Source organism: Actinomadura rugatobispora (assembly GCF_042656285.1).
Lineage (GTDB): Bacteria > Actinomycetota > Actinomycetes > Streptosporangiales > Streptosporangiaceae > Spirillospora > Spirillospora rugatobispora.
The window spans coordinates 22,722-36,952 of the sequence record NZ_JBHSON010000125.1 but is presented as its reverse complement, the minus strand read 5'-3'; the positions used below and the strand labels follow the sequence as shown (position 1 = coordinate 36,952).

General features: G+C 73.1%; 10 protein-coding genes. All 10 read left to right on the top strand.

Annotated features, from left to right (window positions below):
* The coding region (locus tag ACFPZN_RS50250) for a hypothetical protein (protein ID WP_378291309.1) at window positions 1-388 on the top strand (388 nt) is incomplete at its 5' end.
* Between the two features lie 121 nt (window positions 389-509).
* Window positions 510-920 (top strand): nucleoside-diphosphate kinase, encoded by a 411-nt coding sequence (gene ndk / locus ACFPZN_RS50245; protein ID WP_378291305.1) that lies wholly within the window; start codon window positions 510-512, stop codon window positions 918-920.
* Between the two features lie 232 nt (window positions 921-1,152).
* Window positions 1,153-2,187 carry a rod shape-determining protein gene (locus tag ACFPZN_RS50240; RefSeq protein ID WP_378291302.1) on the top strand — a complete coding sequence of 345 codons (1,035 nt, stop codon included), beginning with the start codon at window positions 1,153-1,155 and terminating at the stop codon, window positions 2,185-2,187.
* A 146-nt stretch (window positions 2,188-2,333) separates the two neighbouring features.
* Window positions 2,334-3,353, top strand: coding sequence for a rod shape-determining protein MreC (gene mreC, locus ACFPZN_RS50235; protein ID WP_378291300.1), 1,020 nt, complete (start codon window positions 2,334-2,336; stop codon window positions 3,351-3,353).
* Window positions 3,354-3,358: 5 nt separating this feature from the next.
* Window positions 3,359-3,958 (top strand): rod shape-determining protein MreD, encoded by a 600-nt coding sequence (mreD, locus tag ACFPZN_RS50230; protein ID WP_378291298.1) that lies wholly within the window; start codon window positions 3,359-3,361, stop codon window positions 3,956-3,958.
* Window positions 3,955-6,027 (top strand): penicillin-binding protein 2, encoded by a 2,073-nt coding sequence (gene mrdA, locus ACFPZN_RS50225; protein ID WP_378291295.1) that lies wholly within the window; start codon window positions 3,955-3,957, stop codon window positions 6,025-6,027. The genes mreD and mrdA overlap by 4 nt, the downstream gene beginning before the upstream one ends.
* Window positions 6,024-7,208 (top strand): rod shape-determining protein RodA, encoded by a 1,185-nt coding sequence (gene rodA, locus ACFPZN_RS50220; protein ID WP_378291293.1) that lies wholly within the window; start codon window positions 6,024-6,026, stop codon window positions 7,206-7,208. Before mrdA ends, rodA begins: the two co-directional genes overlap by 4 nt.
* Before the next feature lie 130 nt (window positions 7,209-7,338).
* Window positions 7,339-9,261 (top strand): TIGR03960 family B12-binding radical SAM protein, encoded by a 1,923-nt coding sequence (locus ACFPZN_RS50215; RefSeq protein WP_378291291.1) that lies wholly within the window; start codon window positions 7,339-7,341, stop codon window positions 9,259-9,261.
* Window positions 9,262-9,500: 239 nt separating this feature from the next.
* Window positions 9,501-10,391: a TIGR03936 family radical SAM-associated protein gene (locus tag ACFPZN_RS50210; protein WP_378291289.1), complete on the top strand. Its 891-nt coding sequence runs from the start codon at window positions 9,501-9,503 to the stop codon at window positions 10,389-10,391.
* Window positions 10,392-10,597: 206 nt separating this feature from the next.
* Complete coding sequence (locus ACFPZN_RS50205; protein WP_378291287.1) at window positions 10,598-14,047, top strand: Rne/Rng family ribonuclease; 3,450 nt, start codon at window positions 10,598-10,600, stop codon at window positions 14,045-14,047.
* Window positions 14,048-14,231 lie beyond the last annotated feature (184 nt).

The window sequence follows — 14,231 nt, the reverse complement described above, 5'->3', positions numbered from 1 at the left end:
AGCCCTGCAGCGCCGCGTCCAGCGCCTTCACCGGATCGATCTCGGTGACGACCACCCGGGAGCCCAGGCCGCGGTGCTGGTGCCGCTGGGGCTGGGCGCCGGGCTGGCGCTGGCCGCCTCGCTGCGCGACGCCGGGGTGGGCGCGGCCCTCTTCGGCCTGGGCCTGTGCTTCCCGGCCGTCCTCACCGGCCAGCTCCTGGTCCTGTCGCTGCAGGCGGGCCGCTGGTACCAGGCGCCGCCCGAGACGGCGGCGCAGCGGCTGGCGGTGCTGACCGACGGCTACCGGATCTGGCTCGTGGCGGCCGGGGTGATCGCCGTGCTGCTGGCGCTGGCCGCCCGGCGCCGGAGCGGCGGCGGCGCGGCCGTTCCGGAGCCCGGAGCCGGGTAAGCTTCGCGGCGCACCCACCTTTGAGCGCAGGGGCCGCCTCTGGGCGCGGGGGGTGCGCCTCTTCCGGCAGGCCCCCGCAGCGGGGCGCGCCCGCCATCCGACATTCCAAGGAGGACCATCCGTGTCCGAGCGCACTCTTGTCCTGGTCAAGCCCGACGGCGTCCGCCGCGGTGTCGTCGGCGACGTCATCTCGCGGATCGAGCGCAAGGGCCTGAAGCTCGTGGCGCTGGAACTGCGGACGCTGCCGCGCGAGACGGCCGAGGCCCACTACGAGGAGCACGCCGAGAAGCCGTTCTTCGGCGAGCTGGTCGAGTTCATCACCGGCGGTCCGCTGGTGGCGATGGTCGTGGAGGGGCCGCGCGCCGTCGAGGCGTTCCGCGCGCTGGCCGGCGCCACCGACCCGGTGAACGCCACCCCCGGCACCATCCGCGGCGACCACGCCCTGGAGATCGGTGAGAACATCGTGCACGGCTCCGACTCGACCTACTCGGCCGAGCGCGAGATCAAGCTGTTCTTCCCCGACCTGGGCTGAGGTCGATCACCCCCCGCCGGTGCGCCGCGCATTCGGGCGATCACCGCGGGAAACCCTGGACACGCGGGCCGGATCTTCCGGCCCGCGCTGTCTTTAACCGGGAACTCACCAGCTCAACACCCGTTTTTTAGGCGACTCGCGGCCTTCCGGTGCCTGCCCTGCCCGGCTTCGTCGCGTTACGATGGGGGCGCCGCTCTGCACGCCCGTCAAGCATGAAGGGCTCCCTTTCTTCATGGGTAACAAGCTGTCGTTCCTCGGCCGTGACATGGCGGTCGATCTTGGCACCGCCAACACGCTGGTCTATGTGCGCGGGCGCGGCATCGTCCTCAACGAGCCCTCGGTCGTGGCGATCAACACCAACACTGGGAAGATCGTCGCGGTCGGGATCGAGGCGAAGCGGATGATCGGCCGCACCCCGGGAAACATCGTCGCCGTGCGACCCCTCAAGGACGGAGTGATCGCCGACTTCGACGTCACCGAACGCATGCTCCGCTATTTCATCCAAAAGGTGCATAAAAGACGGCATTTCGCCAAACCGCGGATCGTGGTGGCGGTGCCCAGCGGCATCACCGGGGTGGAGCAGCGCGCGGTGAAGGAGGCCGGCTACCAGGCCGGCGCCCGCCGGGTCTACATCATCGAGGAGCCCATGGCCGCCGCCATCGGCGCCGGGCTCCCGGTGTACGAACCCACCGGCAACATGGTCGTCGACATCGGCGGCGGCACCACCGAGGTCGCGATCATCTCGCTGGGCGGCATCGTCACCAGCCAGTCGGTCCGGGTCGGCGGCGACGAGCTCGACCAGGCGGTGATCTCCTTCTCCAAGAAGGAGTACTCCCTGATGCTCGGGGAACGTACCGCCGAGGAGATCAAGATGGCGATCGGCTCCGCGTTCCCCACCAAGGACGAGGAGCCGCACGCCGAGATCCGCGGCCGCGACCTGGTCAGCGGACTGCCCAAGACTGTCGTGATCTCCGCCGAGGAGGTGCGGCGGGCGATCGAGGAGCCGGTCAACGCGATCGTGGACGCGGTCAAGACCACCCTCGACAAGTGCCCGCCCGAGCTGTCCGGCGACATCATGGACCGCGGGATCGCCCTCACCGGCGGCGGCGCGCTGCTGAAGAACCTCGACGAGCGGCTCCGGGAGGAGACCGGGATGCCGATCCATCTGGTCGACAACCCGCTCGACTCGGTGGTGCTCGGCACCGGCAAGTGCGTGGAGGACTTCGAGTCGCTGCGGCAGGTGCTCGTTCCCGAGCCCAGGCACTGACGGGCCGGCGGCGCCCTCAGGCGTCCGGGGGACCGCCCCCGGACGGTTCCTGACGGGCCGGCGGAGCCGTCCGGAGGGGCCGGGAGACCGGCCCCTCCGGCGACACTGACGCCCCACCCACAGGCGATGAATCGGGAGGTCGGTGGGTGAAGGACACCCGGCGGACCCGCGTGGTCCTCGGAGTGCTGCTCGTGGTCGCGCTGGCGCTGATCACGGTCGACTACCGCGGCGGGGCCGACTCCCCGCTGCGCGGGCTGCGCGGCGTGGGCGCCGCGGTCTTCGGCCCGGTCGAGCGTGCGTCGGCCTCGGTGGTGCGGCCGATCGGCAACACCTTCGACGCGATCACCGACGCGCCCGGCGAGCGCCGCCGGGCCGACCGGCTGGAGCGCGAGAACCAGCGGCTGCGCGAGCAGCTGCGCTCCAGCGGGATGGACAAGACCCGCGGCGCGCAGCTGGACCGGCTGCTCGGCACCGCCGGCATCGGCGGGTACAAGATCGTCGCGGCGCAGGTGATCTCGGCCGGTCAGGGCTTCGAGGACACCGTCACGCTGGACGTCGGCAGCCGCAGCGGGGTCAGGCCCGACATGACGGTGATGAGCGCGGACGGGCTGGTCGGCCGGGTCACCCGGGTCGGCCCCGCCACCGCGACCGTCCTGCTGGCCACCGACGTGACCTCCTCGGTCGGCAGCCGGCTGGAGGACTCCCGCGAGATCGGGATCGTGCAGGGCCGGGGCCGCCGCGGGTTCGGCGGCGGCGGCGCCACCCCGATGCGGTTCCAGCTGCTCAACGCGCACGCGCCGATGAAGGTCGGGCAGCGGCTGGTCACGCTCGGGTCGCAGGGCGAGCGGCCGTACGTGCCGGGCGTGCCGATCGGGGTCGTCGAGCGGATCGACGAGCCGATCGGCGGCCTGACCCGCACCGCCTACATCCGCCCGTTCACCCGCTTCACCACGCTGGACGTGGTGGCCGTGGTGGTCGCGCCGCCCAAGGCCGACCCGCGCGACGCCGTGCTGCCGCCCAAGCCGCCCTCCCCGAGTCCCACGCCCACCCCGAGCGCCACCTCCTCCCGGGCGGCCGAGGGCAGGCCGAGCGGGGAGCCCGGCCCGACGCCGAGCCGGTCGCCCGGCCGGTCGCCGAGGCCGACCACCACCGAATCGGGGGACTGATCGACGTGCTGAACGCACCGGAGAGCTCGCCGGCGGCCGGCCGCAAGCTGATGGCGGTCGTGGTGCTGGCGGTCGCGCTGATCCTGCAGGTGTCGGTGGCCAACCGGCTGCCGCTGCCCGGGCAGATCACGCCCGACCTGGTGCTGCTGGCCGTGGTGGCGCTGGCCCTGGTGTACGGGTCGCTGACCGGCGTCGTCGCCGGGTTCGCCGCCGGGCTGGCGGCCGACATCATCCCGCCCGCCGACCACACCATCGGCCGGTACGCGCTGGTGTACTGCCTGATCGGCTACGTGTGCGGGCTGGCCGCCGACGAGATGGACCGGCAGTCGCTGGTGCCGTTCCTGGCGGTGGCGGCCGGGGCGCTGGCCGGGACGGTGCTGTACGCGCTGACCGGGATGATGCTGGGCGACCCCAGATCGAGCTGGGCGCTGGTGTCGCGGATGGTGCCGCTCCAGGTGCTCTACGACGTGATCGCCAGCCCGTTCGTGGTGTGGTCGGTCCTGAAGGTGACCGGCCGGCACGAGTCCCGCGACCGCTCCCGCGACCGGATGGCGGTGCCGGCCGCCCGCTACCGCGCCATGTCGGGCCGGGGGTCGGGCCTGTGAACCCGCGGACCCACTTCCGGCTGGTCGTGCTGTACGTCCTGGTCGCCGCGATGCTGCTGGTGCTGATGGGGCGGCTGTGGACGATGCAGGTCCTGGACGGCGCGCACTACCGGCAGGTCGCCGAGCAGAACCGCATCCGCGACATCGTGGTGCCCCCGGTGCGCGGCATGATCCTCGACAGCTCGGGGCGGGCGCTGGTGCGCAACCGCACCGCGCTGGTCGTCTCGGTCGACAAGACCACGCTGTCGCGGCAGAAGGACGACGGCAGGGCGATCCTGACCCGGCTGGCCGGCGTGCTCGGCACCTCCTACGACGAGCTGATGAAGCGGACCCGGCTGTGCTCGCCGACGGTCAAGCGGCCGTGCTGGCCCGGCTCGCCCTACCAGCCGATCCCCGTGGACGACCGGGTCGACCCCAAGCGCGCCCTGCAGATCATGGAGCGGCAGGAGGAGTTCCCCGGCGTGACCGCGCAGGTCCAGGCCGTCCGCGAGTACCCGAAGCCGGAGGGGGCGACCGCGGTGCAGGCGCTGGGCTACCTCCAGCCGGTCACGCAGGAGGAGCTCGACAAGCGCAAGGGCGCCAAGTTCACCGGCTACAGCGGCGTCGACCTGGTCGGCCGGGACGGCCTGGAGGCCACCTACGACGCCGACCTGAGCGGCGAGCCCGGCCTGCGGCGGGTCCTGGTCGACAGCCAGGGCCGGGTGACCGGCACCGCCTCCGAGCAGGCCCCCGTCCCCGGCGACACCCTGATCACCAGCATCGACGCGCGGATCCAGGCCGCCGCCGAGAAGGCCCTGGACGACCAGATGAAGGCGGCCCGCGGGCGCGGCGAGAAGGCCGACGCGGGCGCCGCCGTCGTCATGGACGTGACCAACGGCCGGGTCGTGGCGCTGGCCAGCCGCCCCACCTACGACCCCGCCATCTGGACCGGCGGGATCTCCCAGGACGACTACGACGCGCTGCTGGGCAAGAAGCGCGGCGAGCCGCTGATCTCCCGGGCCACGCACGGGCAGTTCGCGCCGGGCTCCACGTTCAAGATCTCCTCGGTGGCGGCGGCGATCTCCGACGGCTACTCGCTCAACGGCATCTACCCGTGCCCGGGGTCGTACAACGTGGGCAGCCGCGCGTTCACCAACTTCGAGGGCCAGGGGCACGGCCCCATGAACCTGCACAAGGCCCTGGTCGTCTCCTGCGACACGATCTTCTACAAGTTCGCCTACGAGGAGTGGCTGCGCGACGGCGGCATGAAGCCGCGCAAGAACCCCAAGGACCCGATGGTCGCGATGGCCCGCGAGTGGGGCTTCGGCGCCCGCAGCGGGATCGACCTGCCGGGGGAGACGCCCGGCCGCATCCCCGACCGCGGGTGGAAGCGCGAGTACTGGAACGCCACCAAGAAGGCCGACTGCAAGGGCGCCAAGCAGGGCTACCCCGAGATCGCCAAGACCGATCCGGGCCGCGCCGCCTACCTCAAGGCCGTCGCCGCCGAGAACTGCGCCGAGGGCTTCGTGTGGCGCGCCGGCGACGCCGCCAACTTCTCGGTCGGGCAGGGCGACATCCTGGTCACCCCGCTGCAGCTGGCCCGCTCGTACGCGGCGCTGGCCAACGGCGGGCGGCTGGTCGTGCCGCGCGTCGGGGTGGCGGTGGTCCGGCCCGACGGCACGGTGGCGCGCCGCATCGACCCGCCGCCCGCGCCGAAGCTGCCGGTCGACTCCAAGGTGCTGAAGTACATGCGCGGGGCCCTGGCGGAGGTGACCAAGTCGGGTACGGCCGCCGGGGCGTTCCAGGGGTTCGATTTCAAGAAGGTCCACGTGGCGGGCAAGACCGGCACCGCCGAGGTGTGGGGCAAGAACGACACCTCCTGGTTCGCCTCGTTCGCCCCGGCCGACAAGCCGCGGTACGCCGTCGTCGCGATGGTCTCCCAGGGCGGCACCGGCGGGTCCACCGCCGGGCCCGCCGTCCGGCAGATCTACGAGGCGATGTACGGGCTCAACGGTCAGAAGCCCGCGCTCAAGGACGGGAAGCTGCCCGACCGGCTGCCCGACATCCGCGCGCTGAGGACCGAGCCGTGATCGGCGACGTCGGCGCCGGCTCCCTGGAGGGCTACGTCGACCAGAGCGCCTGGCGGCGGCGGGTGGGCGCGCTGCGCCGGCTCGACTGGGTGCTGGTGCTGGCGGTGCTGGTGCTGTCGGTCATCGGCGCGCTGCTGGTGCGGGCGGCGACCGTCCCGCTGCTGACCGAGCGCGGCGACGACCCCGAGAGCTTCTTCCAGCGGCACATCCTCAACGTCGTGCTGGCGTTCGGGGTGGGCGCCCTGGTCGCGCTGCTCGACTACCGGCTGCTGCGCGCCTACGCGCCGATCCTGTACGGCCTGTCGGTGGTCGGGCTGATCGCGGTGCTGACCCCGCTGGGCGACACGATCAACGGCTCGCACTCCTGGATCGTGCTCGGCGGCGGGTTCCAGTTGCAGCCCTCGGAGTTCGCCAAGGTCGGGCTGGTGGTGCTGCTGGCGATGATCCTGGGGGAGCCGCGGGACGGCGAGGTCGGCCCCGGCGGCCGCGACATGCTGCTGGCGCTGGGCCTGGCGGGCGCGCCCGCCGCGCTGATCATGCTGCAGCCCGACCTGGGCACCACGCTGGTGTTCATCGCGGTGGTGCTGGGGATGCTGGCCATCTCCGGCTCGCCCAAGCGCTGGCTGGCCGGGCTGGTGGGCGGCGGGCTGCTGGTGGCCTTCGCCGCGTGGTTCTTCGAGCTGCTCAAGCCGTACCAGCTGGCCCGGTTCACCGCGTTCATGGACCCCTCCGCCGACCCGCGCGGGGCGGGCTACAACGCCCAGCAGGCCCGGATCGCGGTCGGCTCCGGCGGGGTGACGGGCAAGGGCCTGTTCAACGGCGAGCAGACCGGCGGGCACTTCGTGCCCGAGCAGCAGACCGACTTCATCTTCACCGTCGCGGGCGAGGAGCTCGGCTTCGTCGGCGCGGCGGTGATCGTGCTGCTGCTGGGCGTGGTCATGTGGCGGGGGCTGCGGATCGCGACGCAGGCCGCCGACCTGTTCGGCACGCTGGTCGCCTCCGGGATCGTGTGCTGGATGGCGTTCCAGTCGTTCGAGAACATCGGGATGACGCTGGGGATCATGCCGATCACCGGGCTGCCGCTGCCGTTCGTGTCGTACGGCGGGTCGGCCACGTTCGCGAACATGATCGCGCTGGGGCTGCTGCAGGCCGTCCATCTGAGACGCCGCCCCTTCGACTGAGCGCGCGGGCCGTCGACCGGACGATCTTGAACGGCGCCGGGGCCCGGCCCGCGGCGGTACGCTGGATGGTCCATCCGCATCCGGATGGATCGATCCCAAGGCCCTTTCCCGGAATCCCGGAGGACATCGCATGCCTGTCGAGTCGATCTTCCCGCGTCTGGAGCCGCTGCTCCCGCGCGTGCAGAAGCCGATTCAGTATGTCGGCGGCGAGCTGAACTCCCAGGTGCAGGACTGGGACGAGGCCGAGGTCCGGTGGGCGCTGATGTACCCGGACGCCTACGAGGTCGGGCTGCCCAACCAGGGCGTCCAGATCCTCTACGAGATCCTCAACGAGCGTGAGGGCGTGCTGGCCGAGCGCACCTACAGCGTCTGGCCCGACCTCGAGGCGATCATGCGGGAGCACGGGATCCCGCAGTTCACCGTCGACGCGCACCGGCCGGTCGGGGCGTTCGACGTGCTGGGCGTCTCGTTCTCCACCGAGCTCGGCTACACCAACCTGCTGACCGCGCTGGACCTGGCCGGCATCCCGCTGGAGGCGGCCGACCGCGGCGAGGATCATCCGATCGTGCTGGCCGGCGGGCACGCGGCGTTCAACCCCGAGCCGGTCGCCGACTTCCTCGACGCCGCCGTGCTCGGCGACGGCGAGGAGATCGCGCTGGCGATCACCGAGGTGATCCGGGAGTGGAAGGCCGAGGGGCGGCCCGGCGGGCGCGACGAGCTGCTGATGCGGCTGGCCCGCTCCGGCGGCGTGTACGTGCCGCGGTTCTTCGACGTGACCTACCTGCCCGACGGGCGGATCCAGCGGGTCGCGCCCAACCGCCCCGGCGTGCCGTGGCGGGTCGAGAAGCACACCGTGATGGACCTCGACCAGTGGCCGTACCCGAAGAAGCCGCTGGTGCCGCTGGCCGAGACCGTGCACGAGCGGTTCAGCGTGGAGATCTTCCGCGGCTGCACCCGCGGCTGCCGGTTCTGCCAGGCCGGGATGATCACCCGTCCGGTGCGGGAGCGGTCGATCACCACGATCGGCGACATGGTCGACACCGGCCTGAAGGAGAGCGGCTTCCAGGAGGTCGGGCTGCTCAGCCTCTCCAGCGCCGACCACAGCGAGATCGGCGAGGTCGCCAAGGGCCTGGCCGACCGCTACGAGGGCACCAACACCTCGCTGTCGCTGCCCTCGACGCGGGTCGACGCGTTCAACATCACGCTGGCCAACGAGTTCTCCCGGGGCGGGCGCCGCTCCGGGCTGACCTTCGCCCCCGAGGGCGGCTCCGAGCGGATGCGCAAGGTGATCAACAAGATGGTCACCGAGGACGACCTCATCCGCACCGTGACCACCGCCTACGAGAACGGCTGGCGCCAGGTCAAGCTGTACTTCATGTGCGGGCTGCCCACCGAGGAGGACGAGGACGTCCTGGCCATCGCCGACATGGCCAAGCGGGTGATCAAGGCGGGCCGGGACGCCACCGGCCGCAGGGACGTCCGCTGCACGGTGTCCATCGGCGGGTTCGTGCCCAAGCCGCACACCCCGTTCCAGTGGGCCGCCCAGTGCGACCACGAGACCGTCGACCGGCGGCTGCGGGCCCTGAAGGACGCCCTGCGCGGTGACAAGGAGTACGGCCGCGCCATCGGCCTGCGCTACCACGACGGCCAGCCGTCGATCATCGAGGGCCTGCTGTCGCGCGGCGACCGCCGGGTCGGCAGGGTGATCCGCGCGGTGTGGGAGGACGGCGGCCGCTTCGACGGCTGGAGCGAGCACTTCTCCTACGACCGCTGGACGGCCGGCGCCGAGAAGGCCCTGGCCGGCGAGCCCGTCGACCTCGACTGGTACACCGTGCGCGAGCGCGACGAGGTCGAGGTGCTGCCCTGGGACCACCTCGACGCCGGGCTCGACCGCGAGTGGCTCTGGCAGGACTGGCAGGACGCCGTCGACGAGACCGAGGTCGAGGACTGCCGCTGGACGCCGTGCTACGACTGCGGGGTCTGCCCCACCATGGGCACCGAGATCCAGATCGGCCCCACCGGCAAGAAGCTGCTGCCGCTGTCGGTCGTCTGAGGACTCCGACGACTTTTTCGCCGAAGAGTATGAAAGATCGTCTTGCTGGGGAGGACTTCCGGAGAGAAGCCCGAACCGCCTTCGGGTACGGGGTTTCCGGAACCGACCGGGGCCGCGCCGGTACTGATCGCGACCGTTTCGGGCGCGGCCGCCGGGCCCAACGGCCCCGGGCGACCCGTACTCTATAGGGAGACGTTTTCGACTCGGCACGAGTAGGAAGGACAACAGCCCTGGCACCCATGCCGGAGGGTCCCGCACCGGCCCCAGTGATCCAGCGCCTCCGCGTGCGCTACGCCAAGCGCGGCAGGCTGCGGTTCACCAGCCATCGCGACATATCCCGGGCCGTGGAACGCGCCGTGCGGCGCGCCGGGATCCCTGTCGCGTTCAGCGCGGGATTCAGTCCGCACCCGAAGATCTCGTACGCGGGTGCGGCGGCGACCGGGGTGGCCAGTGAGGCCGAGTACCTCGAGATCGGGCTCATCGCGACCCGCGACCCTGCGCGGGTCCGGGCCGACCTCGACGCCGCCCTGCCGGACGGGCTCGACATCGTCGATGTCGTGGCCGTCGGCCGGGAGAAGTCAAGCGCGTTGGCGGATCGGCTCGAGGCGTCCGAGTGGCGGGTGCGGCTGGACGGCGTCCAGGAGACCGACGCCGCCGAGGCCGTGGCCGCCTTCCTGGAGGCCGCCGCGATCGAGGTCGAGCGCCTCACCAAGAAGGGACGCCGCCGTTTCGACGTGCGCGCCGCCGTCAGCGCTCTGGAGGCCCCGGAGGCCGGGGCGGCCGAGCCGGCCCGGCGCGCCGCGGAGGCGGTGGATGCCCCTTGTGCAATACTTCGAATGGTTGTTCGGCACACCACACCCGCCGTACGACCCGACGACATCCTCACCGGACTGCGCCAGGTCGCCGACCTCGCGCCGCCGTCACCGCCACTGGTGACCAGGCTGGCGCAGGGGCCCCTCGACGCGGTCACCGGTGAGATCGCGGATCCGTTCGAACTCGATCGCGGCGAGCTCTCGCCCGACCGAGAGGCCGTACGGCCGTCCGGCGACGACGCCGTGACGGCGCGCGGCCCTGCGCTGCCGCAGTCCGATCCGGCCGCGAGCGCGGATGTCGCCGGCGCCCGTTCGTAGGACCGAAGCCGTGGTGACACGGAACCGGTTTCCAGGGAGCGACGGGCGCGCCCCCGACGACTTTGTCGTCGCCGCAGGACCACGTGCGTGGCCAGGCGGTGACGGCGCCGACGACTGACGGAGAGTTCCCGTGCGGCGCACCGCACCGATCCGCCCCGGGGGGCGGAACGAGGTCGCGCCCGGGAACCTGACGGGAGATTGCCCGCATGCTGGAGAACGAAGCAGATTCGGCAGAGGCCGAAGCCACAGAGAACGCGAACGGCACCGCTGAGGAGGTCGCGGCCGGTACGGAGAGCGGCGCGGAGGCGCGCTCGCGCCGCCGTGCCAGCCGGCCCGCCGGCCCGCCCCCGGAGATCGAGGACGCCCCCGCGGTGGTCACCGCTCCGGCCGCCCCGCCGCCCGCGCCCGCCGAGCCCCCCGCGCCCGCCGTGAGCGAGACGGCCGGGGACGACGAGGACGCCGAGGACGAGGCCGAGGGCGAGCAGGGCGCGGGAGAGGCCGCGGCCCCCGCCGCCGCCGAGCCCCCGGCCGAACCCCCCGCCGAGCCCAAGAAGCCCGCGCGCACCCGGACGCGCACCACCTCCCGCGCCACCAGGCCCGCCAAGGCGCCCGAGCCCGAGCAGGAGGCGGAGGCCGCGGCGGCCCCGCAGGCCGCTCCCGCGGAGCCCGCCCCCGCCGAGCCCGTGGCCGCCGAGGCCGCTGAGGCCGTGCCCGCCGAGGCCGCCCCGGAGAAGCCGGCCCGCACCCGCACCCGCCGCCGTGCCGCCGCGCCCCCGGCCACCGGCACCGCTGCCGCCGCCGAGCCCACCGCGGTGCCCGAGACCGGGCAGACGGGTGAGCAGGCCGGTCCGCCGCAGGTCCCCGGCGTGCCCCTCGTCCCCGACCTGGGCCCGGGCGGCGCGCGTACGCCCGAGACCGAGCCCACCACGGCCGGCGGTGGCGTGCCCGGCGTGACCTTCCAGCCGCCGATGGTGGTGTTCCAGCCGCCGCAGCCGGCCGAGACGCCGTCCCGCGCCAAGGACAAGGACCAGGACAAGCAGGAGCGCGAGCGCGAGCGCGAGCACGAGCGCGAGACCGCCAAGTCCGCGGCGGAGGACGAGGAGCTCGAGGACGCCGCGCACGCCGAGCGCGACGAGGACGACGAGTCCGGCGACCGTCCCTCGCGCCGCCGCAGGCGCCGGGGCGGCCGTGGCCGCGGCCGCGGCGGCCGGGACGCCGACGACGACGCCGCCGACGAGACCGAGGCCGAGGAGGCCCGGGACGGCAAGGACGCGTCCGAGAAGGCCGAGAAGGCGGAGAAGGCCGACCGCGCCGAGAAGTCCGACAGGTCCGACAAGTCTGAGAAGACCGAGAAGAAGGGCAGGTCCGGCCGGAGCCGTGCCGAGGGCAAGGACTCGGGCAAGGACGCCGACGACAAGGGCCGCAAGAAGGACGCCAGGTCCGACCGCGACCGGCACGACGAGGACGCCGCCGACGCCGAGTCCGAGACGTCCGCCGACGACGGCGAGGACGGCGGCGACCAGGGCAGCAGCCGTCGCCGGCGCCGTCGCCGCCGCCGCTCCGGGGCCGGTGACGGCGAGCCCGCCACCGTCGACGACCCGCCCAACACCGTCGTGCACGTGCGCGACGCGCGCGCGGTCGAGGACGAGGTCCAGTCCGTCCGCGGCTCCACCCGGCTGGAGGCCAAGAAGCAGCGCCGCCGCGAGGGCCGCGAGCAGGGCCGCCGCCGCCCGCCGGTGATCACCGAGGCGGAGTTCCTGGCCCGCCGCGAGTCGGTGGAGCGGCAGATGGTGGTCCGCCAGGAGGGCGAGCGCACCCAGATCGCCGTGCTCGAGGACGGCGTCCTGGTCGAGCACTACGTCAACCGCGCCACCCACCAGTCGTACGTGGGCAACGTCTACCTCGGCAAGGTGCAGAACGTGCTGCCCTCGATGGAGGCGGCGTTCGTCGACGTCGGCAAGGGCCGCAACGCCGTGCTGTACGCGGGCGAGGTCAACTGGGACGTGGCGGGCCTGGAGGGCCAGCCGCGCCGGATCGAGTCGGCGCTCAAGTCCGGCCAGTCGGTGCTGGTGCAGGTCACCAAGGACCCGGTGGGCCACAAGGGCGCCCGGCTGACCAGCCAGATCTCGCTGCCCGGCCGCTACCTGGTGTACGTGCCGGACGGCTCGATGACCGGCATCAGCCGCAAGCTGCCCGACAAGGAGCGCAGCCGGCTCAAGCAGATCCTCAAGAAGGTCATGCCGGACAACGCCGGGGTGATCGTGCGGACCGCCGCCGAGGGCGCCACCGAGGAGGAGCTGTCGCGGGACGTGTCCCGGCTGGCCGCCCAGTGGAGCAACATCCAGAAGCAGGTCAAGAACGCCTCCGCGCCCTCGCTGCTGTACGGCGAGCCCGACCTGACCATCCGGGTGGTCCGCGACATCTTCAACGAGGACTTCGCCAAGCTGGTGGTGGCCGGTCCCGACGCCTGGGACACGGTGTCGGAGTACGTGGAGTACGTGGCCCCGCACCTGGCCGACCGGGTGGAGCGCTGGACCGACTCCCAGGACGTGCTGTCGGCGTACCGGATCGACGAGCAGATCGCCAAGGCGCTGGACCGCAAGGTGTGGCTGCCCTCCGGCGGCTCGCTGGTGATCGACCGCACCGAGGCCATGACGGTCATCGACGTCAACACCGGCAAGTTCACCGGCCAGGGCGGGAACCTGGAGGAGACGGTCACCCGCAACAACCTGGAGGCGGCCGAGGAGATCGTGCGCCAGCTGCGGCTGCGCGACATCGGCGGCATCGTGGTGATCGACTTCATCGACATGGTGCTGGAGAACAACCGCGACCTGGTGCTGCGCCGGCTGGTGGAGTGCCTGTCGCGGGACCGTACCAAGCACCAGGTGGCCGAGGTGACCTCGCTGGGCCTGGTCCAGATGACCCGCAAGCGGGTGGGCCAGGGGCTGCTGGAGGCGTTCTCGGAGACCTGCGAGTCCTGCAACGGCCGCGGCATCCACGTCCACCTGACGCCGGTCGAGCCCAAGGCCGACAAGGGCGCGGGCGCCGGTGCGGCGGGCGGCGGGCGCCGCCGCAAGCGCAAGGGCGATGTGGAGAAGGCGGTCGAGGAGAAGCTCGCCCAGCACGAGCCCGCCAAGGCGGAGCCCGTCAAGCAGGAGCCGGCCAAGCAGGAGTCCGCCAAGGCGGAGCCCGCGAAGGCGGAGCGTGCCAAGGCGGAGCGTGCCAAGGCGGAGCCGGCCAAGCCGCGGTCCGCCAGGCGGCCCGCCGGACCGCCCGCCTCGGAGCCTGACGAGGCCGAGGGCGCCGAGCCCGTGCCGGCGGCCGTCCAGGAGACGGCCCAGGAGGCCGAGCCTCAGGCGGCCGTGGAGGCGGCCGAGGCCGCCGCGGAGAACGCCGGGACCGCTCCGGCGGTCCGGGAGGCGGTCGAGCCGGTCGAGCCGGTCGTCAACGGCGTGGAGCCGTCCGAGCCCGCCGCCGGCGCCGCCGAGGCGCCCTTCGCGGTCGCGGAGTCCGGTGAGGCGGCCGAGGGCGCGGAGGCTCCGGACTCGGGCGAGGTCTCGGACGACGCCGCCGCGGCGAGCAACGGGCGGCGCCGCCGTACGCGCCGTACCAGGGCCAAGGCCGAGGCGGCTTCCGGCGACGCGGCCGGGGAGTGAACGGCGGGGCGCCCGGGTCCACCCCGGGCGCCCCGGTCGCCGCCCTCCGCGTCGGCGCCGTTCGCGTCCGGTACGGGCGTCCGGTACCCTGAGGTTTCGACGTGCGCGAGCGCGTCATCTCGACCTGCACCACTCGGTGCACGGCTCATCCGCCGGTCACAGCGACCCGGCGGGCAGGCGAGAT

What these genes read in the sequence shown, in the direction of transcription:
- ACFPZN_RS50210 (WP_378291289.1), top strand. Translation starts at nt 9,501, where the DNA reads ATGCCGGAGGGTCCCGCACCGGCCCCAGTGATCCAGCGCCTCCGCGTG.
- ACFPZN_RS50205 (WP_378291287.1), top strand. Translation starts at nt 10,598, where the DNA reads ATGCTGGAGAACGAAGCAGATTCGGCAGAGGCCGAAGCCACAGAGAAC.
- ACFPZN_RS50240 (WP_378291302.1), top strand. Translation starts at nt 1,153, where the DNA reads ATGGGTAACAAGCTGTCGTTCCTCGGCCGTGACATGGCGGTCGATCTT.
- ACFPZN_RS50215 (WP_378291291.1), top strand. Translation starts at nt 7,339, where the DNA reads ATGCCTGTCGAGTCGATCTTCCCGCGTCTGGAGCCGCTGCTCCCGCGC.